Raw genomic sequence first — 19,573 nt, forward strand, 5'->3', positions numbered from 1 at the left:
TAGCAATGATTCTCTTGTGAACGTTATCTTAATTTATATGTTGGATTTACATATCCCCAATCATACCATTTCCCTAAGGGGATTTCGACGCCTCCAATTTCAATTGGAATCACTACCCTTCCTCGCATTCTGTAAGAAGCATAGAAATCAATTCCTCTGTTACCACTAGTGTATCGATATCCCGTTGAAATATTGCTGACCTCTTCAGTAAATGCTGCTCCAAAGTTAGCGCTTACATTTACTGTTGGATTACCTAATGCTGTAAAAGTACCATTTGAATTCTCTCTATAACTAATCTTTAAAGCAGTTGACCATTCTTTTCTAAACTTTTTTGTATTGTCATATTCCAAGTGATAAACATGAACTGTGCGGTTTACTGTCGAACCTATTGAGTATGGTTGGATTAACATAGGATTAATATTGTCTTCAATATATCGCAAAGATAATCCGTGTTCCTCTAGCCCTCTAAGAACTGTTTCATAATTTTGATGTTCTAAATTCTTCTTGATTTCCATACTTATTCCTTTTGAAATAACATCGCCTGATGTTTGAATAACATCAATATCATCAATTGGAGCATTTTCAATAAAATCCTGGAAAACATCATTTGTTTTCTTAACGGTTACACTTTCAGTTTTCAGCTGATCTGCACTTACTCTATCAATCTTCATAAACATAAATAGCGATGAAATCACTAGCAAACAAACAGCAACTTTCTTCATGTACCTTACCCCTTTTCTCTTTTTTAGTGCCAAGCGTATTGTGTTAATCCTCCTTCTTCAGCATTTCTGGAATTGGCACTTCCACTCTATCATTTCAAAAAAAGCCAGTAAATGACTATTTAGCATTATTATTCAGTATTGTCGTGAGCATAATTATCTAATTCTTTTTTCATGTTGCGCCGACTTGTTCGCCATAAACAAAACGAGATGTTTTATTTTCTTCTGCTGTCGGTACGGCGGTTTGTCGTAACTTTTTTGTGATTTCGACATACTTATTACTTTTTATTGAAACCCATCCTTTACCGAGACTCATCCAATGCCTGTTCCTAATATCGCTGATCGTCTCGGCAACAGACACCAGATGGTTTTAAGGATTTATGGACATGCTATAAAATAGCTCGAAAACCGAAAGCCCTTGCTTTTTCCAGAGCACTCGCCTTGTGAATTGGGCAGTTTTTACAAAAAGACCTCGGATTACCCGTGATGTATGGGGTTTCCGAGGTACTAACCGTTTTATATAACAAAATGGACCAGAAAAATTTCTTCTAATTCCGTACATATCCGCTGGACCACTACTTTGATTTAATTTTCCTTCACGCTGATATTGTCCATGATGAAGCGGTCTTTCGGCAAGGTCGGCATGCGGACCATGTTGATGGTGAGGTCCTGCTCCGGAACATCGTAAGACAGATTTTCATTGAGGTACCTTACGCTTTCCTCGATAATCATGACCGCAATCTGTTCCCCCGGGCACCGGTGACCGGTGTCCGGATCCCCGCCGCCCTGCGGGATGAAGTTGAACCGGTCATCGACAAAGTCATTGAACCGGTCCGGATTGAATGTCTCCGGCTCTTCCCAGATCAGCGGATCCCGGTTGATGCCATGGACATCCAGGATGACATGACGGCCTTCTTTGAACAGATAGCCTTTCCATTCAAAGTCTTCTTTGACGACTGCCGGGAGGAAAGGGGTGAACGGATAAAAACGCCGGACTTCGTTGGCAAAGTTGTTCAGCTCTTTGGTGGTGGACAGCTTGTCCTTCCATTCCGGGAAATCATGCAGGGCCAGTGCGGCAAACGCGACAAATCGGGCGACTGCGACGGCAGGCCGGATGACATTGAGGAGTTCGATGGCAGCCATATGGGCATCCAGCAGTTCCCCTTCTTCCTCATGGAAAGCGACGGTATGTACCGGTGTGCCTTCCTCGGCCTTCATCCGGCCGTCCCGGACCGCTTCGATCACTTCCTGGATCCAACCTTCCGTCTCCGTCCGAACTTTTTCTCCTTCCCGGTATCGTTTACCGACGCCGCCCGCAGCATCAATCATCACACCGACCTCATAGGCCCGCCGCCAGGATTCCGCATCCGTCAGCGGAACGCCTGTCCACCGGCACATGGCTCTCAGAATCAGTTCCTCTGATTCATCAAACAAAACAGCACGCTTTTTCTGTTCCATTTCCAGCCCCTTGCGTTTCCACTCTTCCTGAAGGATTGTACGGAGATGGGCCAGCCTTTCTTCGGTCATCATCGACATGAACATGGCTTTCCGGATTTTGTGCTTTTGTCCGTCCTTCGTATGGATTCCGTTTACGCCGAACAGCGTTTTCTGGATGCGTTTTGGCATGGCGCCTTCCCGCTTGATCCTGGATTCGTCATAAAACAATTCAGCGGCATCCCGCCCGGTCATGACGATCATCTTCTTGCCCAGGATCCTCGCCTCGAAGACATCGGTCTCCAGTTGGGCCATCCGTTTTCCGACAAAGTTGTATCCTTCGGTGACCACGTTGAACGTACTGTCAATCATCTTGATCTCTGGAATCTGCTTTGTCATCCCTACACCTCTTCTGTCAGATAGTCCTCTATGTATTCCCTGATTCCCGCTAGGAATAACGTAATGCCGCAAGTCAGAAAGGTCAGAATCTGCTTTCAATGATTGCCCGAATGTTATACAATTAGTTCGACTACCGTAAGAATAAGGGGGATATACCAATGTCCGCAATTCCGCGTTCAAAAGTGAAGCTGGAAGAAACATGGAACCTGAATGATCTGTTCGCTTCGGAAACTGATTACGAAGCACGGCTGGATGAGATCCGTGAAGATGTACGCACGTTTTCCGCAAAATACAAAGGCAATGTGACTGATGCCGCATCTGCGCTTTCCGCGCTCAAAGAGTACGCCGCAATCTATGAAAAAATCATTCCGGCGGGAACTTATGTCAATCTATTGCAGAGCGAAGACCAGACGAACAGCGACCATCAGATGAGAGGGGCAGCATTCGGTTCACTCATGGCAAAAAGCTCTGCCGAGATGAGCTTTTTCGAGAGCGAGCTCTCTCAACTTCCTGAAGAAGAGCTGAAACAGGCGATGGAGCAATCGGAAGAGTTCCGGATTTATCTGCGGGATATTCTACGTTTTAAGCCTCACAAGCTGCACCCGGAAGTGGAGAAAGTTCTTGCGGCCTTCTCTTCCGTATTGGATGCTCCATATGAACTCTACAACGTCACTAAACTGGTTGATATGGACTTCCCTGACTTTGAAGCGGGCGGCGAGCAGTTCCCGAACAGCTACAACCTGTTTGAAGGAACATGGGAAACCGATCCGGACACGGAAAAACGCCGTGCAGCCTATAAAGCGTTTTACGAAAAACTGGCCGACTATCAGCACACGACTGCCAAGACGTATGACACTCATCTCCAGACAGAGAAGACGACTTCCGACCTTCGCGGATTCGATACGGTCTTCGATTACCTGCTGTTCAACCAGGAAGTCGACCGGGAACTGTACGACCGCCAGATCGACCTGATCATGAAAGAACTGGCGCCTCATATGCGCCGTTACGCCAAATTGCTTCAGAACGTGCATGGCATCGACCGGATGACCTTCGCGGACCTGAAAGTGCCGCTTGACCCGTCGTATGAGCCGAAGATCACCATCGAAGAGTCCAAGAAGTATATCTTCGAAGCCCTGTCCGTAATGGGAGACGACTATTACGAAATGCTGAAGCGCTCCTATGACGAACGCTGGACCGACTTCGCCCAGAACAAAGGAAAATCCACGGGTGCTTTCTGCTCCAGCCCTTACGGCGTGCATCCTTACATCCTGATCTCCTGGTCCGGCAGCATGGAAGATGTGTTCGTCCTCGCGCACGAACTCGGCCACGCGGGTCATTTCTACAATGCCAACAGAGAGCAGGGAGTCTTCAACGCCCGTCCGTCCCTTTACTTTATTGAAGCACCGTCGACGATGAACGAGATGCTGATGGCCAATCACCTGCTCAAGAACTCGGATGATCCGCGTTTCAAACGTTGGGTCATCGCCTCCATCGTGGCGCGGACGTACTATCACAATTTCGTCACCCACCTTCTTGAAGCTGCCTACCAGCGGAAAGTCTATGAGCGCATCGATGCCGGCCAGAGCGTCAATGCAGGCGTGCTGAATGAACTGAAGCGCGGTGTGCTTGAAGAGTTCTGGGGCAGCGATGTAACGATCGAAGAAGGCGCGGAACTCACTTGGATGCGCCAGCCTCATTACTATATGGGCCTTTATCCATATACCTACAGTGCAGGCCTGACAATCTCAACTCAGGTGTCGAAGCGGATCCTGGACGAGGGCGAGTCGGCTGTGAACGACTGGCTGGAAGTCCTTCGCGCAGGCGGTACGAAGTCTCCGGTGGAACTTGCCCAAATGGCAGGTGTCGACATCACGACTGATGCCCCTCTCCGCGATACGATCGCACATATCGGCAACCTGATCGACCAGCTTGAAAAGCTGACAGAAGAAATTTCCGCCAATACCGAAGCATAATTTCCTTACCCCTTCCACATGTTGTGGAAGGGGTTTCCTTTGATGGTCCGGTGATTCCGGAGTATAATAAAGACTTGTGGCTTCCTCTTTTTTAGAGCGAAGCGGGTTGGGAGAGGGATAATTGAATAGCAGGTTTTACCATTGAAAAAAGATTTATTTGATTTGAAGGGACACGGGACAAATGCCCGGACCGAGATCATGGCAGGACTGGTGGGCTTCTTTACCATCGCCTACATCATCGCGGTCAACTCGTTTATCCTGGCTGAATCCGGCATGCCGCTCGAAGGCGCGATGGTGGCAACCATCCTGATTTCATTTATCGGCTGTGTCCTGATGGGCTTCTGGGCCAATGCGCCGATTCTTCTCGTCCCCGGGATGGGCATTAATGTGATGTTCACATACACATTCGTCCATTCGATGGGACTGGATTACCGGACAGCATTGACGCTCGTCTTTATCTCCGGTGTTCTGTTTGTTGCGGTAGCCTTCACAAGGCTCGGATCCATCTTGAACCGGGTGATTCCTCAGTCCTTGAAGATTGCCATTACAGTCGGAATCGGACTGTTTCTCATCTTCATCGGCCTGGAGAAAGGCGGAATCATCGATCGGGGGACAAGCTCGATGATCGCTCTTGGTGACCTTTCAGACCCAAGGCTGATCGCGACGGTCCTGACACTGCTGATCGCCCTCGTCCTGTTCCTTCGCAACGTGAAGGGACATTTCCTCTGGGCGATGATTGCAGGCACCGGGATTGCTGCACTCTTTGGTATTTTGCCGGAAGGCTCCGGCAATAAGGAAGTCTCACTGGCATCCTATAGCGAAGTGTTTGCTGCATGGTCTTTCGACAGCGTGCTTTCCATGGCGTTCCTCGTCGGGACCTTTTCCCTGACGATGGTGACCGTTTTTGAGAACATCGGCCTTGTGCAGTCCCATACTGCAGCGGCCGGCCGGCCAGAGAAAGCCCAAAAAGCGCTTCAGGCGACATCGGTATCCGCCATGCTTTCCGGCCTGTTCGGCTCCAGCACGCCGGTAGCAACCGCCGAAACCGGCGCGGTCATAGCAGCCGGCGGCAGGACCGGACTAAGTGCGATTACCGCAGGAATCCTGTTTTTGCTGTCTATTTTCTTTATTCCGGTCATCCAGTATATTCCGGACAATGCGATCGCCCCGATTCTTCTGATCATCGGTGGTCTGATGGTCCAGAACATTACTGACCTGGAAACATCCGATCTGACTGAGGCGTTCCCTGCGATCTTCCTGATCGCCATGATTCCATTCACTCAGAGCATCGCTGATGGCGTTGCCGTCGGATTTATCCTCTATCCGCTGCTGAAGCTGGCAAGCGGCAGAGCCGCGGAAGTCGCCAAGCCGCTTTATGTGATTGCGGTCCTCTTCATCTTGAACTTTGCGGTTTACCTGATCTGAGGGACCGCCATAAAATTAAAAGCTTTCCGGAGTAGATTCCGGAAAGCTTTTTTGTTATGACTGGTCAGTCCTGCAGACGGTCAGCCCTGATTCCCATCGCTTCTGCCATGAACCGGGCGAACCCATCACCGAATTTGTCCATGTTTCTGGTGAAGCGCTCATCCTGGATATAAAGTTGCCCGAGACCTCTGAAGGCTTCCGGTGAATAGCTGTGGCCCATGCTGTTCAAGAAGGCATGCCATTCGCCGATTGACTGCTGGACCTCGTCGGAACCCGCGTCCTGATGCCTCATGGCCGCAAGTTTCCGGAACAGGGCCTCCATCTGTTCGCTGATTTGCTTCTGCCCTTGCGCTCCCATGTCTGCCAGAGCCTTATTGGAGCGGTCGACCGCCTCATTCCCCCATCGTTGCCGGGCTTCTTCTTCGTAGGGGTTATTCGTGAAATCGAACCCTTGGAACTTCTCCTTATCGGTCATTTCAATTTCTCCTTTCGCATCCTGTATGGTATTCTCCAGCGTCTGAATCATCCGGTCGAGCCTTGACCGTTTTTCCAATAGTGCTTCACGCTGCAGGGCAAGGGCTTCTATCCTGTCGAAATCCGGATTTTGCAAAATTTGACCGATCTGCTTTAGTTGAAAGCCCAGTTCCCGGAAAAACAGGATCTGCTGGAGTGTTTCCAGGTCGCGCTCAGAGTACTGCCGGTACCCCGCCTCCGTTACGTGTTCCGGAGACAAAAGCCCAATCCGGTCGTAATGATGCAGTGTCCGGATACTGACACCGGTCAATTCTGCGACTTCCTTTACTTTTCGGAGCATCCCGACCTCCTCCTTCTCCTTCTTGAATCCAGTATAAAGTCTGACGATGCGTCAGGGTCAACACTTCAGTCCCAATAAAAATCCGAATTCACCCGTCGGAAGCGGGTTGAATTCGGATTGGCAAGTTATTCTTTATGATTTTACAAAAATCAGTTTCCACGTCTGGATGACGACGAAAGGCACAAATGCCAGACCATAAATTATATACAACTGTACCTTGTCGAGGGCAGCCGCTTCAAACAGCCCGAACGTCAACACGAGGTTCAGCAAAATCACACCGATCAGAAACGCGGTCCAGCAGGCGATGTTGGTAAATAGGCCGAGCCTGAAAATGGAGTCTTTTGAGCGGCAGTTGAATCCATGGAACAAGCGGGCGAGGCATAGCGTGGCAAAAGCCATCGTGGTGGCATCTGCAGGGCCCCCCGCAGATAATCCATATTGGAATGCGATAATTGTGACAGCTGCAATCAGCAGGCCTTCCGTGGTGATCTGCATGACATCCCGCTTGCTGAACAATCCTTCATCCTTGTCCCTCGGCTTTTCTTTCATCACTTTTTTGCTGTGTGGCTCGAGTCCGATAGCAATTGCAGGCAAACTGTCTGTCAGCAGATTGATAAACAGGAGGTGTGCCGGAAGGAAAGGAACCGGTAGTGCAAAAAGGGAAGCGTAGATCACAACGAAAATCGCCCCGGCATTTCCGGACAATAAAAACTGGATGGCATTTTTGATATTGTTATACATGCTCCGGCCATTGGATATGGCTTTTACGATCGTTGAAAAATTATCATCGGTCAGTACCATCGAGGACGCGTCCTTGGCCACTTCCGTTCCGGCCATTCCCATGGCCACTCCGATATCCGCCTGCTTCAGGGCCGGTGCATCGTTCACACCGTCCCCGGTCATGGCAACTACGTTCCCTTTTTCCTGCCAGGCTCTCACAATCCTGATTTTGTGTTCGGGAGAAACCCGTGCATAAACAGAAATCCGGTCAATTTGGGCCTTAAGCTCTTCATCGGACAGTTTTTCGATGTCTTTGCCCTCTACCGCTTCAGATGGGTCTTTTAGGATACCGATTTGTCCGGCGATCGCAATGGCTGTGATTTTATGGTCACCCGTGATCATGACCGGCTTGATGCCTGCATGGATACAATCGGCCACTGCCTGTTCCGTTTCCTCCCTTGGCGGGTCCATCATCGCAATCAGGCCCAGAAAAGTCAGTCCCTCTTCTTGTGCCGCACCCGGGAGTGTCGGGAGAACTTCCTTATAAGCAAGAGCCAACACACGCAGCCCCCCGTCGGCAAACGAATGGCTGGCCTGTCTGATCGATTCAATCTGATGCAGGGAAATTGCCTGCACACCGCCGGCCAGTTCGATGCGGCTGATTCTCGGAATCAGAACATCTGTCGCACCTTTGGTGACCATCACCTGCTTATGGCCGATCCGGTGAATTGTTGACATCAGCTTTCTTCTGGAATCAAAGGGGATCTCCCCGACGCGCGGGTTCAGCTCCCTCTCCGCCTGCTCATCAAATCCATATTGCTTCCCGATGTGTACAAGAGCAACTTCTGTCGGGTCCCCGATTTCCTGTCCGTCTGCCGTTAAGGCATCGTTGCATAGCAGTGCCATGCGCAACAGCTTTTCGTGATGTTTATTTCCCGGCTGCAGCTGATCATGGCCGAGCATCTGCCCGTCGGTGTAAAACAGCTGGACCGTCATTTTATTCTGGGTGAGCGTTCCCGTCTTATCCGAGCAGATCACAGAGATATTGCCCAGGCTTTCAACCGCATGCAATTTCCGGATGATGGCATTTTCTTTGGCCATCTTCTGTGTCCCGAAAGCAAGGACAATCGTCACAATGGAGCTGAGCGCCTCAGGTATGGCTGCAACTGCCAGTGAAACGGCAAACATAAACGAATCCGACAGTTCCCTTCCGCGGATCACATCCAAACCGAAAACGATCACGCAGATCACCGTGATTCCGATGGCCAGCGCTTTGCCGAATTGATCCAGCCGCTCCTGGAGTGGCGTGCTTTTTTCCTTGGCGTGTTCGAGCAGATCTGCAATCTTACCGATTTCAGTATCCATGCCGATTGCCGTCACAACAGCTTTTCCCCTGCCGCTTGTGACAAAGCTGCCTGAAAACGCCATGTCTTTCCTGTCGCCGAGTGCGACGTGTTCCCCGCTTACGAATTCCGCATTCTTCTCAACGGGGACGGATTCTCCGGTAAGCGAGCTTTCGTTGATCAGGAGGCTGTGGCTCTCCAAGATCCGGGCATCCGCACAAATATAATCTCCTGCGTTGATGATCAGGATATCTCCTGTCACGACTTCGCGTGAAGGAATCTGCACGACCTTCCCATTCCGCAATACATTTGCAGAGGGGGCCGCCATAGCCTTCAGGCTGTTCAATGATTTTTCTGCTTTGACGTGCTGGATGGTACCCAGTGCTGCGTTGAGCAGGACCACGCTCAGAATGACGATTGAACTCTCCACTTCCCCCAGAAATGCAGAGATGACGGCCGCAATATTCAGGATGATGACCAGGAAATCTTTGAACTGGTCAATGAATACGGCGCCGGCGCTTTTGCGCTTTTCTTCCTGCAGCTCATTAAATCCGTCTTCTTCCCGCCTCAGCCTGACTTCTTCATCCGATAGTCCCTGCCCGATCGCTTCAGGCTCGTCCAATTGTGGCTTGACCGGTTTTAGCATGACACTCATGCGGTGATCCCTCCATCGTGTATGGCTGTATCTCATGATCTGGACAAGTTCTTCATGATGAAGGTATGCGTCGCACCCCTATTCCATGCGACTCCCGCCGGCTTTTCGGTGCAATTGTTTTTGCCTGGAACAATAGAGGCTATACTTGGAATAGGAAGGAGTGGCAAAATGAGCGATTCCATTCATACAAATCGTCTAATTCATGAGAAATCCCCTTATCTTCTCCAGCACGCCCATAATCCGGTCGACTGGTATCCTTGGGGGGAAGAAGCTTTCCGGCGAGCAAAGGAAGAAAACAAGCCGGTCTTTGTATCGATCGGCTATTCCACCTGCCATTGGTGCCATGTAATGGCCCATGAGTCGTTCGAGGACGAAGATGTTGCAGCGCTCATCAATGAGCACTTTATCCCCGTTAAAGTCGACCGTGAGGAGCGTCCGGATATTGACGCAATCTACATGGATGCCTGCATGAAGCTGACCGGACAGGGCGGATGGCCGCTTAATGCCTTCCTCACCCCTGACCAAAAGCCGTTCTATATCGGCACCTACTTCCCGAAAACCGGCAAGTATGGCCGTCCGGGAATGATGGATGTGCTGCCGCAGCTGCACGATGTGTACACGAATGATCCGGATCGGATTAAAGAGATCGGAGAACGGATGAAGGAAGCGCTCGAAGTCCGTGCCGAACCGGGCAACGGGGAAATTCCCGCCTCCACTCTCCATCAGGCATTCGGCCAGCTGGCCCGGCTGTATGACGGCGTCTACGGAGGATTTGGCGGCGCGCCGAAATTCCCTTCGCCCCATCAGTTGCTTTACCTGTTCCGATACTTTGAATGGCACGGAGAGCCGATGGCATACACGATGGCGGACCGGACGCTGGACGCGATGGCCTCAGGCGGGATCTACGACCAGGTCGGGTCGGGATTTGCCCGTTACTCCGTCGATGAATACTGGCTCGTCCCCCATTTCGAGAAGATGCTGTACGACCAGGCAATGCTCATGCTGGCCTATACAGAAGCATTTCAGATTTCCGGCGATGAACGCTATGCCGGTATCGTGAAGGACCTTTTCCGATTCATCAGGCGAGAGATGACCCACCCGGAAGGCGGATTCTACTCTGCCCTCGACGCGGATAGCGAAGGTGCCGAGGGCACGTATTATTTGTGGACGGTTGAGGAGGTCTTTGCCCTGCTGGAAGAAAAGGAGGCCGAAATCGTCTGTGCTGTATATGACATCAAGACAGGCGGGAATTTCGAAGGCAAGAGCATTCCGAACATGGTCGGCTTGGACTTGGAGGCGGTCACATCGGAGTTCGGCATTACCGAAGAGGAAGTGGAACGTATTTTGGATGACTGCCTCCCCAAAATGCTGAAGCATAGGGAAGCCAGGCCATATCCCCATCTAGATGATAAAATCCTCACTTCATGGAACGGCCTGATGATTGCGGCACTCTCAAAAGCCGGTGCGGCATTTTCCGATTCGGACATGCTGGAGGCGGCAAAGCGAGCAGCCGGGTTCATCAAAGAGCGGCTCGATGGCGGCGACCATCTGATTGCAAGATGGCGTGACGGCGACGCAAAATTTCATGCCTATCTGGATGACTATGCATATCTGATCTGGGGCCTTCTCGAGCTTCAACAGGCCGATGGCGACGAGCGATATGCAAAAGAAGCTGTCCGTCTTGCCGAAATCTTGGAGGACCGGTTTGCAGACGGACCGGGAGGCTTCTACTTCACAGACCGGGAAGGTGAAGAACTGCTGACGCGGACCAAAGATATTCTGGACGGCGCCCTTCCATCAGGAAACGGAATTGCCGCCATGCAGTTGTGGAGGCTCGGCAAGCTGACGGCGGACGAGCGCTGGATCCGGCGGGCTGAAGGAATCATGGCGGAGTTCGCGGGAGAGGCGGGCCAATATCCGAACGGTACACTCAGTCTGCTCATGGCAAGGATGGCATTCGAGGCCGGCGGTCGTGAGATTGTCGTGACCGGCAGCCGGACGGATGACCGTTCGGAACTGCTTGAAACTCTCAGGAAAGCTTTTCTTCCTTTTGATGTCTGGACAGAGCCGGGGGATGCCGACAGTCCGCTTTCCGGACTGACAGAAGGGAAAAGAGATGTCAGCCATCCGCTGACCGCCTTTGTCTGCGAAAGCAATGTGTGCAGATCCCCTGTCCATGGCTACAACAAGATCCTGGATGCTATCGGATTGGATGAGTCCAGTTGAGGATTGTCATTATGGGCGATACGCATATGCCCCGTATGGCCAAATCACTGCCCCCGCGTCTTATTGAGGAGCTTGATACCGCAGACAGGATCATCCATACCGGGGACTGGCAATCAATTGCCGTTTACGATGAATTGCAACGCTTTGCGCCTGTCGATGGCGTATACGGTAATGCCGATCCCCCCGAGGTCAGGGAACAATTCGGCAGGGAAAAACGTTTTTCCTTTGACGGCATCATGGTCTCCCTCGTTCACGGTGACGGGAAAGGCAAGACGACTCCACTGCGGGCCCTGGATACATTCAGGGAAGAACAGCCGGATATCATCCTGTTCGGCCATTCCCATATTCCCTATCACGAAAATCATGACGGGATCGTGCTGTTCAATCCCGGCTCTCCTACCGACAAGCGGAGAGAGGCGGATTTTTCGTTCGGTATCCTCGAAACGGAAACCGGCAGCTTTACCCTCAGGCATGTTCTCTACAGCAGTAAAGTCTAAAGGGGCTGTCCAATAAGTCATTAATACGATAAAAACAGCAAACGGCACGGACTCTGGTGGCTTACCGCGGGCCGGCGCCGAGCCCCGCGTAAAGCGGGGCTCGACACGCTTTTCCCGCAGGACACAAAAGCCTCCTCGAATAAGCCTCGCACGAAGGAAATGCGAAGCATTTTCGAGGAGTCACCCCGGCGTCCGTGCCGTTTTGCTATATCATGTGCTGAATCCGACTTTTCGGACAGCCCCTTTACATGATCTAGGCATCTGACAGGTGCTTGGTGCAGTTATAAAGCGTGCAGAGGTTTTCCTCATCATGCATTTCCACAACCGTCACTGATGTATTCAGAATGCGATCAGTCTGCTGGAGATCAGGAACAATCGCTTGGAGAAGCCGTCTGATAAAACCGCCGTGCGTGACAAGGAGCACATTCTCTTCAGGACGCTTTCTGATCTCTTCCAGAAGTTCAATTCCCCTGGCTACCATGTCTTCATCGGGCTCCATTCCAAGAGTGGGCAAAAGCGACCGCCATTCGCTCCCCCATTTTTTGACCCGCTCTTCCTCTGTCGTCCCTTCCAGCTGACCGCCGTACACTTCCACCAAGCGGGTATCTTCGACCAGACGCAGGCCGGGATTTGCTTCTTTAATGATTTCCGCGGTTTTCAGTGCGCGTTTCAGCGGGCTTGCATATATGATTTCCCAGCCTTCCCCAGCGAGCCGCGCAGCCGCTTTTTCCGCCTCGGCAATTCCTTCCGGATCAAGCGGTATATCCGAGTGTCCCTGCCACTTGCGTGCCCTGTTCCATTCGGTCACACCATGGCGGACAAAACCGATCCGTTTCATTTTCATCCCTCCCCTGCCCATCCGTCGGGCTGTTCTCTTTCTTTTTCGACCGGCAGGCGGTGATTCCTCCCTACAGACGCGAAAAAGGCCGCAAGATGGCGGTCTTAAGGAATTCCGTTTTCAATTTGACGCCAGTTCGGGCTGTCTTTTATCCGCTGCCGCAACTGGAAACAGCAGCTTAGCGATGATTGGCATATGGTCGGATGCATCCGCGCTGATCACACGCACTTCGCCGATGTCCTCAATTCCCCGCGAAAAGATATAATCAATCCGGGCTGCAGGCTCTGACATGCCAGCCCCTGATGGATCAGTATACCGGCTCGGGAACGTAAGCGAATCTTCTGGCTCGATCCCGTCAAATGAATCCCTAAAAAGGGACCGGATCTGTTGGATCTCCGGGTGTTCAGGTACAGCATTGAAATCCCCGGTGATCACTGCCGGGAACATTGAGTTGCCTGCAAGCTCAACAAGCTCGCTTATATTTGAACGAAGCCCGTCCTCGTGCAGGGACAGATGTGTATTGAATAGACTCAGGTACATTCCGCCCAGATCGATGATGGTCTCCAACACCCCGCGGGGCTCTGCATCTTCCGGAGGTTTCTCGACCTCCCGGTAAGCGTGGTTTACAGCATATTTGATCGGAAAACGGCTGAGAACAGCATTGCCGTACTTTCTGGCCGGCTGACCCGGAAACAGCGGCGGCTCAATCAGGTTTGGCCCGTAGCTGTAAGACATCCCAAGCATCCCGGCAAGAACCTTAGCCTGATCCTCGAAGCCGCTCCGGCCGGAATAATGGCTGTCTACTTCCTGTAAGGCGACGATATCTGCACCACTTGAACGGATTACGCCGGCAATCCGGCCGAGATCCACTTTCCCGTCCATACCGCAGCCATGAGCAATGTTATAGGACATGACGCTGATTGGCCTCACAGATTTTGTTTCCTCGACTGCCATACACCCAGCCTGGGGCAATGCCGGTTTTCCTGTCATGAAATCTCTCCTTTTGTGTGGTTTCTCTGACGGGGGAAAAGTTGTCTGTTCCCTTCCTACTTTAGCCACACAACATTATGAGAGTGTAAGGGATTGGTTAAAAATTGTAAAGTTGAGCTGTTCCGGTTCACGAAATCTACATAAACGGGTGTGAAAAGGGGACTGCGCGGGCAGGATGGGCGCAAAACAAGGAGGCGTTTCCCGACATGAAGTCTGATTCTCTGAAGCATCCTTCCATTCTCCTGTTGCTTCTTTCCATTGCAGATACCTATCTGACGCTAACCGGCATTTCGGGAGGCTATATCCGCGAGGCCAATCCCCTGATGAATGCCATTTTGGAAATGGAGCCGGCCTATTTCTTCGCGGTGAAGCTTGCACTTCCCGCAATCTTGGTCGCCTTATCCCATGCGATCGGTGAATCGCGGCCGGTCCGGATCCTCATGAACGCTGCGCTTATCGTCTATGTCACCGTATTTTTATTGCATGCGTTCTGGATCGCCCTGATCTGAGCGCTTGCCCAGGAACATACTGAAGTCGCCGATCAGATGAAGTTCATGCATCGGACGGGTCATGGCGACATACAGGATCTTCCGATCAAGTTCACTATCCCTGAACGGGTCCCTGAACGCAGCGACCATCACTGCATCAAACTCCAGGCCCTTTGCAAGATGTCCCGGTACAACAAGGAGGCGGCCAGATTCGGGACCCGATCCGCGGCCTAGCAGCATCACCTCATGATCGAGAGCTGCAAGCCGTGCAACCATTTCCTCCGCCTCTCGCGAAGTTTTTGTGATCAATGCGACCGAACGATGGCCTTTGGCCCGAATTGCCCGGTAGAGGTCATGCACCGCACCCGGATTAAACGACTCTGCCCAGTGCACCTCCGGGACAGGTCCGCGGCGGACCACCGGTTCAACGAGCGGAAGCCCTGCAGCAATCCCACCAAGAACGCCGTTTGCGGCTTCCATGATCTCCGCGGTTGTCCGGTAGCTTTTCTGGAGGGTCCGGAAGGCTGCACGCGGAAACAGATCCCGGACCGTCTCCCAGTCCCTTACTGACCGGTAGGAATGGATGCCCTGGGCAAGATCCCCGACAATGGTGAACATGTCCGTATCAAGGGCATCACGGAGGGCGGCCAACTGGAAGGCACTATAATCCTGCGCTTCATCGATGAATACCGCACGCATTTTCCACGGTTCAGGAATTCCCTTCAGGCGGGCCTGCAGATAAAGAAGCGCCGCCAAGTCCTCGGTTTCCCATTGTCCGGCATGTGAGGTCCGGATGAAGGCCTCTCTTTCCCCTGCCGTCCATTCAGGTGCAGTTTTACGGATCAGTTCTTCGTCAGTGCACCAGTTGCGGTACAACTTCTTGATGTTGAAGGCTGAAAAGCGTTTCATATAGGCTGCGGCTGTTTTCTTACCTTCCTTCCCAATGGCCGGGAGCCGCTCATCACGTTCATCAATCAGCCGGGTTGTCTGTTCACGGCGCCTGCGGTCATCCCGGATACCGAACAGGGCCTTGTCGAGAGCCTGCTCATACCGGGCAGTAAGGGTATTCAGGATTTCTTTCCTCTTCCTGGCGGTCTCCGTCTTGAGGATCCCTGCAATCCGGTCAAGCCTCTTCTGCAAGGGCAGGTAACTGAATTCTTTCTTGAACAATCTGCGGAGCCGTTCTTTTTTGATGATCCGGAATTTCTCGATATATACATCTTCAAACAGGTTCATCGTGTCCCGCTCAATGAGGGACACATAGCGGTCGAGTGCATCCCGGAAGCCAAGTGATCCCTTTAGCCGGGAAAGGAGGACCATCTCCCGGTTCATTTCACTACCTTCGGCGAGCAGTTCCAGCTTCCTGTCCGGGTCCGCTAACTTCAACTTTAGTCCGGTCGCCCCAAGCACAAATGTTTCAAAGGTGGTCTGCCTGATTTTGTCTACACCGAGTTCGGGGAGGACATCCCTGATATATCCAATAAACAATTCACTCGGTGCAAGAATCATCAGCTTCTCCGGATGAAAGTGCGCGCCCATCGTATAGAGGAAATAGGAGATGCGATGGAGGGCAATTGTCGTTTTGCCGCTTCCCGCCGCCCCCTGGACGATGATCGGCCTTTTCAGGTTGGCCCGGATGATGTCATTCTGCTCCTTCTGGATCGTTGAGACGATTTCCGTCAGCCGGACATCGGCCTTGCCGGAAAGCGCCTCCTGCAGAAGTTCATCATTCGTTGTAAGATCGACATCCCGGATATCCTTGAGCTCACCACCTTCGATCTTGTACTGGCGCTTGGCAAACAGATGGCCGCTGTTTTCCTCACCGTTCACCACATAGGTGACATCCCCGATCCTTCCGTCATAGTAGACATTCGCGACCGGAGAACGCCAGTCCACGATGACAGGTTCTTGCGTCTCCCGATGGAATAGCGAGGTCTTGCCAATGTAGAGAAGTTCCGCCCCTTCTCCATCTTTTTTGAAATGGATCCTTGCAAAGTAAGGATTCTGAAGGACGCCTTCCAGCTCTTCCTGCCGGCCTGACGCCATCTCGAAAAATCGGGCGTTCGTCAGGATATTGATGTAGCTCAGACTGGAATCCAGATGTTCCAAATCCCCCATGGACCGCCGGATATTCTCCCTGGATGCAGCGGCTTCCCGCTCGGTTTCACCGAGCAGCCGTTGCATATATTCTTTTGTATATTCCAGCCGGTCCAATTCTTCAGCATAATCCGGATGATCACTCGCTGCCACCGCACTCCCCCCTTACATCCCTTTGTCACAGCAGAAAACAGGACAGCATTGTACCACTGCAGTCCGGCAGCTTCAAGCGGGTCTTCCTCAAACCTGCTCTGACCTCTTGTAGATCCCGCCATCGTCCGAGCGCTCCATCATTCCGTAATCCACAAAAAATCTGCGGATCGTCGCAAAGTCCGGATAGGCCTGTTTTAGGATTTCATTCACTTCCCGCTCACTGTAGGCTCTTCCTTTTTCAAAGCGGCTTGCCAGATGTTCAGCTACAATGAACTTCCTTTTCTCTTTAGAAGGAAAAACATCCAGCGGTCCGTGAGGCCCTTCCCGGAATAAATTCTTCAATGTCTGTTCGCGTTCTTTATCGGTTATGATAAAACTCACTTTACTCCCCCTTTATCACAGAGAACATTCAGCTCAGGCCATCCATAGACCCATTCCTCATGCAGGGCACCGCCAATTTCTATTTTCTCTTCTCCTATCCGGATTCCGCCCAAAGCCTCATAAAAATGGCATGAAGGATTATTCCGGAGTACCCGAACGAGCAGGGAACGGAAACCCGCTTTTTTCAGAGCAATCGCAACCTGCCGGACAAGCTCACGGCCGGCACCCTTCCCCTGACATTCTTCAAGCAGATAAATGGCATACAGTTCTCCGTCATACTCCTGATAGTCCCCAGATCGCTCAGGTCCGCCATTTGCAAACCCGGCAACTTCCCCTTTATCTTCAGCAACAAATGCCTCAGTTTTTGAAATTCCTTTTCTCCACAGTTCCTCCCGCTCATCCGCCTTCATCGAATCCAGGTAATGATCGGACACGATTCCCCGGTAAGTTGTCTTCCAACTTCTTATATGGACTTCAGCCATTCCTCTTTCATCTCCTGCTTTCGCACGTCTGACAATCATTCCGCTCCCCCATTTAGCATCCGTCTTTAAACCTTTGGTTCCATGTTGTCAGGTTTACGCCCCCTGTGCAACATGAAAAAACCTGCCCGGTATGTGCCGGACAGGCTTGAACTTTACATTTCCTTTTCTGAACCAAGCTCCATCGCGATCACCATGACGATGATCATGACAATCATGAACGATACGATCATAAGCAGCATTTGCTCATCTCCTTACCAGTTAATAAAGCCTTTGGATCCCGGAGGTGCATCCTGGATCATATGGGTGATCGGGAACGTGTAGGCGAGGAGGATCAGGGCGACTGCGATGCCGATCCAGATCCACCAGTTTTCAAGCCACCTTGGTGTTGCCGAAGCATCGCTTTCCGCAATCGGAAATTCCGCATACAGGTCACCCTTTTCGGATCGCGGCTCGATCAGCCATAGCCGGAACACGATGACCATGAGCAGCATTGCTGAGAAGAACAGGATGATTCCGCCGAGGGCGAGTGTCGCCGTATTCGAGAAGAATCCGTCAAACCAGCCCAGCACTGTCGGATGATCGCTGTAATTGGAGTGCTGAGTGCGCCGCGGGGCACCGAGCAGGCCGAGAACGTGCTGTGCGGTGGACATAAAGAGCATCCCGACCGACCAGGAAATGATCTGGATAAATGCGAGCTTCTTGGTGGTTTTCGTCAATGTCCGTCCGGTCAGATAAGGGATCAGCCAGAATGAGATTCCCATGAACGTCATCGCAACCGGAGTTCCGACCGTGATATGGAAGTGGCCGACGACCCAGAGTGTGTTATGGACCATTTCATTGAGTTGGAAACTGGTGTTGATAATTCCCCCTGCACCGCCCGGGATAAAGAATACCATCGCGATAAAGAGCGAGGTAAAGCGAATGTCGTTCCAAGGAAGTTTGGAGACCCATCCGAACAACCCTTTGGCCCCTTTTTGGCGACCGGAGATTTCAAAAGTCGCAAAAAGCGAGAACGCGGTCATAAGCGTCGGGATAACGACCATGAAGGTCAGCGTGACCTGAAGGAACTTCCAGAAGTCAGCGACGCCCGGCTCGGTCAGCTGGTGGTGAAGGCCGACCGGAATGGAAAACAGGATAAAGAGCAGGAATGACAGGCGCGCCAGGGAATCGCTGAACACTTTTGTACCGAGAAGTTTCGGGACGACCAGATACCAGGCCATATAGGCTGGAAGCAGCCAGAAGTAAACCAGCGGGTGCCCGAAAAACCAGAATAGTGTCCGGCTCAGTTCGACGTTGATCGTATCCACCCATCCGAATGCCCAAGGAATGTACATGAATACAACAGCGGCGACGACCCCGAGACAGGCGATGATCCACATGGCAAGTGTCGAGATGGTCATGAATGCGAACAGCGGGCTCATGATACCCGGATTGGCTTTCCGCCACTTCACATAGTGAGCAATCAGCGCAAAGCTTATGATCCAGGTACCGATGATCAAAAGGGCAAGAGAGACATAGAACCAGCCGCTCGCCTTAAGCGGTGCGTAAAACGTATAAAGAACACTTGCCCTGCCGGACAGGATTTCGATGGTTGCCCACACCGTACCTGCTGCGGCCACGAAAAATCCGATCCATGACCAGCGGGCCACTTTAGGACCAAAACTTCCGAGAGCCTTGCTCATTCCTGTGATCAGGAAGGCATAGATGAAGAACGTCGTGTAGACAAGTGCCAGCGTGACCCCGTGTACAGTCAGAACCTGATAATAGTCCAGCCAGGCAGGCAGTTGGATCATCTCATTGCGCATAAATACCTGTAGCAGTCCGCAAAATGTTCCGATTAGGAATGCTGTATAGGCGAAACCGATATTCCAGAGTGCAAGTTTCCGTTCAGAAGCTGCTGTCACGCCTGCAACAGCAGATGATGTGCGCCGGCCTGCCA

Annotated in this window: 16 protein-coding genes; 5 read left to right on the forward strand and 11 right to left on the reverse strand. The window is 51.7% G+C overall.

All coding sequences use genetic code 11. From position 1 onward, the window contains the following. Nucleotides 1–23: 23 nt before the first annotated feature. From BMX91_RS07695 to BMX91_RS07700, 3 genes are all read right to left on the reverse strand, one after another. Nucleotides 24–722, reverse strand: a complete 699-nt coding sequence (locus BMX91_RS07695) for a hypothetical protein (protein ID WP_092051768.1) — start codon at nt 720–722, stop codon at nt 24–26. Nucleotides 723–891: 169 nt separating this feature from the next. Next, on the reverse strand, nt 892–1,035 hold the full coding sequence (locus BMX91_RS15730; protein ID WP_177168315.1) for a hypothetical protein: 144 nt from the start codon (nt 1,033–1,035) through the stop codon (nt 892–894). Nucleotides 1,036–1,304: 269 nt separating this feature from the next. Further along, nucleotides 1,305–2,552 carry a cytochrome P450 gene (locus BMX91_RS07700; protein WP_177168316.1) on the reverse strand — a complete coding sequence of 416 codons (1,248 nt, stop codon included), beginning with the start codon at nt 2,550–2,552 and terminating at the stop codon, nt 1,305–1,307. Nucleotides 2,553–2,710: 158 nt separating this feature from the next. Here BMX91_RS07700 and pepF point away from each other — a divergent pair, with 158 nt between their 5' ends. Both pepF and BMX91_RS07710 read left to right on the forward strand, forming a co-directional pair. Continuing rightward, nucleotides 2,711–4,525 (forward strand): oligoendopeptidase F, encoded by a 1,815-nt coding sequence (pepF, locus tag BMX91_RS07705; RefSeq protein ID WP_092051771.1) that lies wholly within the window; start codon nt 2,711–2,713, stop codon nt 4,523–4,525. A 198-nt stretch (nt 4,526–4,723) separates the two neighbouring features. After that, on the forward strand, nt 4,724–5,950 hold the full coding sequence (locus BMX91_RS07710) for an NCS2 family permease (RefSeq protein WP_245744354.1): 1,227 nt from the start codon (nt 4,724–4,726) through the stop codon (nt 5,948–5,950). Between the two features lie 64 nt (nt 5,951–6,014). Here the strand turns inward: BMX91_RS07710 and BMX91_RS07715 are convergent, their stop codons facing one another. Then, on the reverse strand, nt 6,015–6,764 hold the full coding sequence (locus BMX91_RS07715; protein WP_092051777.1) for a MerR family transcriptional regulator: 750 nt from the start codon (nt 6,762–6,764) through the stop codon (nt 6,015–6,017). Between the two features lie 132 nt (nt 6,765–6,896). Next, nucleotides 6,897–9,482: a cation-translocating P-type ATPase gene (locus tag BMX91_RS07720; protein ID WP_092051779.1), complete on the reverse strand. Its 2,586-nt coding sequence runs from the start codon at nt 9,480–9,482 to the stop codon at nt 6,897–6,899. A 168-nt stretch (nt 9,483–9,650) separates the two neighbouring features. Between BMX91_RS07720 and BMX91_RS07725 the strand changes: the two genes are divergently transcribed. After that, the gene (locus BMX91_RS07725) at nt 9,651–11,708 is read left to right on the forward strand and encodes a thioredoxin domain-containing protein (RefSeq protein ID WP_092051782.1); all 2,058 of its coding nucleotides are present in this window, start codon (nt 9,651–9,653) and stop codon (nt 11,706–11,708) included. After that, nucleotides 11,705–12,205 carry a metallophosphoesterase family protein gene (locus BMX91_RS07730; RefSeq protein WP_092051786.1) on the forward strand — a complete coding sequence of 167 codons (501 nt, stop codon included), beginning with the start codon at nt 11,705–11,707 and terminating at the stop codon, nt 12,203–12,205. The genes BMX91_RS07725 and BMX91_RS07730 overlap by 4 nt, the downstream gene beginning before the upstream one ends. Nucleotides 12,206–12,458: 253 nt before the next feature. Here the strand turns inward: BMX91_RS07730 and BMX91_RS07735 are convergent, their stop codons facing one another. Together BMX91_RS07735 and BMX91_RS07740 are read right to left on the reverse strand one after the other, a co-directional pair. After that, nucleotides 12,459–13,043 carry a histidine phosphatase family protein gene (locus tag BMX91_RS07735; protein ID WP_092051789.1) on the reverse strand — a complete coding sequence of 195 codons (585 nt, stop codon included), beginning with the start codon at nt 13,041–13,043 and terminating at the stop codon, nt 12,459–12,461. Nucleotides 13,044–13,163: 120 nt separating this feature from the next. Next, nucleotides 13,164–14,033, reverse strand: a complete 870-nt coding sequence (locus BMX91_RS07740; protein WP_092051792.1) for an endonuclease/exonuclease/phosphatase family protein — start codon at nt 14,031–14,033, stop codon at nt 13,164–13,166. A 206-nt stretch (nt 14,034–14,239) separates the two neighbouring features. Here BMX91_RS07740 and BMX91_RS07745 point away from each other — a divergent pair, with 206 nt between their 5' ends. Beyond that, complete coding sequence (locus BMX91_RS07745; RefSeq protein ID WP_092051794.1) at nt 14,240–14,542, forward strand: DUF5658 family protein; 303 nt, start codon at nt 14,240–14,242, stop codon at nt 14,540–14,542. Here BMX91_RS07745 and helD read toward each other — a convergent pair. The 4 genes from helD to BMX91_RS07765 form a co-directional block, all read right to left on the reverse strand. Further along, the gene (gene helD / locus BMX91_RS07750; protein ID WP_092052211.1) at nt 14,510–16,705 is read right to left on the reverse strand and encodes an RNA polymerase recycling motor HelD; all 2,196 of its coding nucleotides are present in this window, start codon (nt 16,703–16,705) and stop codon (nt 14,510–14,512) included. The genes BMX91_RS07745 and helD overlap by 33 nt on opposite strands. Nucleotides 16,706–16,858: 153 nt before the next feature. Next, nucleotides 16,859–17,152 carry a DUF2087 domain-containing protein gene (locus tag BMX91_RS07755; RefSeq protein WP_092051797.1) on the reverse strand — a complete coding sequence of 98 codons (294 nt, stop codon included), beginning with the start codon at nt 17,150–17,152 and terminating at the stop codon, nt 16,859–16,861. Further along, nucleotides 17,149–17,673, reverse strand: coding sequence for a GNAT family N-acetyltransferase (locus BMX91_RS07760; RefSeq protein WP_092051800.1), 525 nt, complete (start codon nt 17,671–17,673; stop codon nt 17,149–17,151). Before BMX91_RS07760 ends, BMX91_RS07755 begins: the two co-directional genes overlap by 4 nt. A gap of 212 nt (nt 17,674–17,885) precedes the next feature. After that, nucleotides 17,886–19,538 (reverse strand): b(o/a)3-type cytochrome-c oxidase subunit 1, encoded by a 1,653-nt coding sequence (locus BMX91_RS07765; protein WP_092052215.1) that lies wholly within the window; start codon nt 19,536–19,538, stop codon nt 17,886–17,888. Between the last annotated feature and the right edge of the window lie 35 nt (nt 19,539–19,573).

It is taken from the genome of Bhargavaea ginsengi (assembly GCF_900109165.1).
Lineage (GTDB): Bacteria > Bacillota > Bacilli > Bacillales_A > Planococcaceae > Bhargavaea > Bhargavaea ginsengi.

Excerpts from the sequence above, each read along its gene's own strand:
- BMX91_RS07695 (WP_092051768.1), bottom strand. The coding sequence starts at position 722 with ATGAAGAAAGTTGCTGTTTGTTTGCTAGTGATTTCATCGCTATTTATG.
- BMX91_RS15730 (WP_177168315.1), bottom strand. The coding sequence starts at position 1,035 with ATGAGTCTCGGTAAAGGATGGGTTTCAATAAAAAGTAATAAGTATGTC.
- BMX91_RS07700 (WP_177168316.1), bottom strand. The coding sequence starts at position 2,552 with ATGACAAAGCAGATTCCAGAGATCAAGATGATTGACAGTACGTTCAAC.
- pepF (WP_092051771.1), top strand. The coding sequence starts at position 2,711 with ATGTCCGCAATTCCGCGTTCAAAAGTGAAGCTGGAAGAAACATGGAAC.
- BMX91_RS07710 (WP_245744354.1), top strand. The coding sequence starts at position 4,724 with ATGGCAGGACTGGTGGGCTTCTTTACCATCGCCTACATCATCGCGGTC.
- BMX91_RS07715 (WP_092051777.1), bottom strand. The coding sequence starts at position 6,764 with ATGCTCCGAAAAGTAAAGGAAGTCGCAGAATTGACCGGTGTCAGTATC.
- BMX91_RS07720 (WP_092051779.1), bottom strand. The coding sequence starts at position 9,482 with ATGAGTGTCATGCTAAAACCGGTCAAGCCACAATTGGACGAGCCTGAA.
- BMX91_RS07725 (WP_092051782.1), top strand. The coding sequence starts at position 9,651 with ATGAGCGATTCCATTCATACAAATCGTCTAATTCATGAGAAATCCCCT.
- BMX91_RS07735 (WP_092051789.1), bottom strand. The coding sequence starts at position 13,043 with ATGAAACGGATCGGTTTTGTCCGCCATGGTGTGACCGAATGGAACAGG.
- BMX91_RS07740 (WP_092051792.1), bottom strand. The coding sequence starts at position 14,033 with ATGACAGGAAAACCGGCATTGCCCCAGGCTGGGTGTATGGCAGTCGAG.
- BMX91_RS07745 (WP_092051794.1), top strand. The coding sequence starts at position 14,240 with ATGAAGTCTGATTCTCTGAAGCATCCTTCCATTCTCCTGTTGCTTCTT.
- helD (WP_092052211.1), bottom strand. The coding sequence starts at position 16,705 with ATGCAACGGCTGCTCGGTGAAACCGAGCGGGAAGCCGCTGCATCCAGG.
- BMX91_RS07760 (WP_092051800.1), bottom strand. The coding sequence starts at position 17,673 with ATGATTGTCAGACGTGCGAAAGCAGGAGATGAAAGAGGAATGGCTGAA.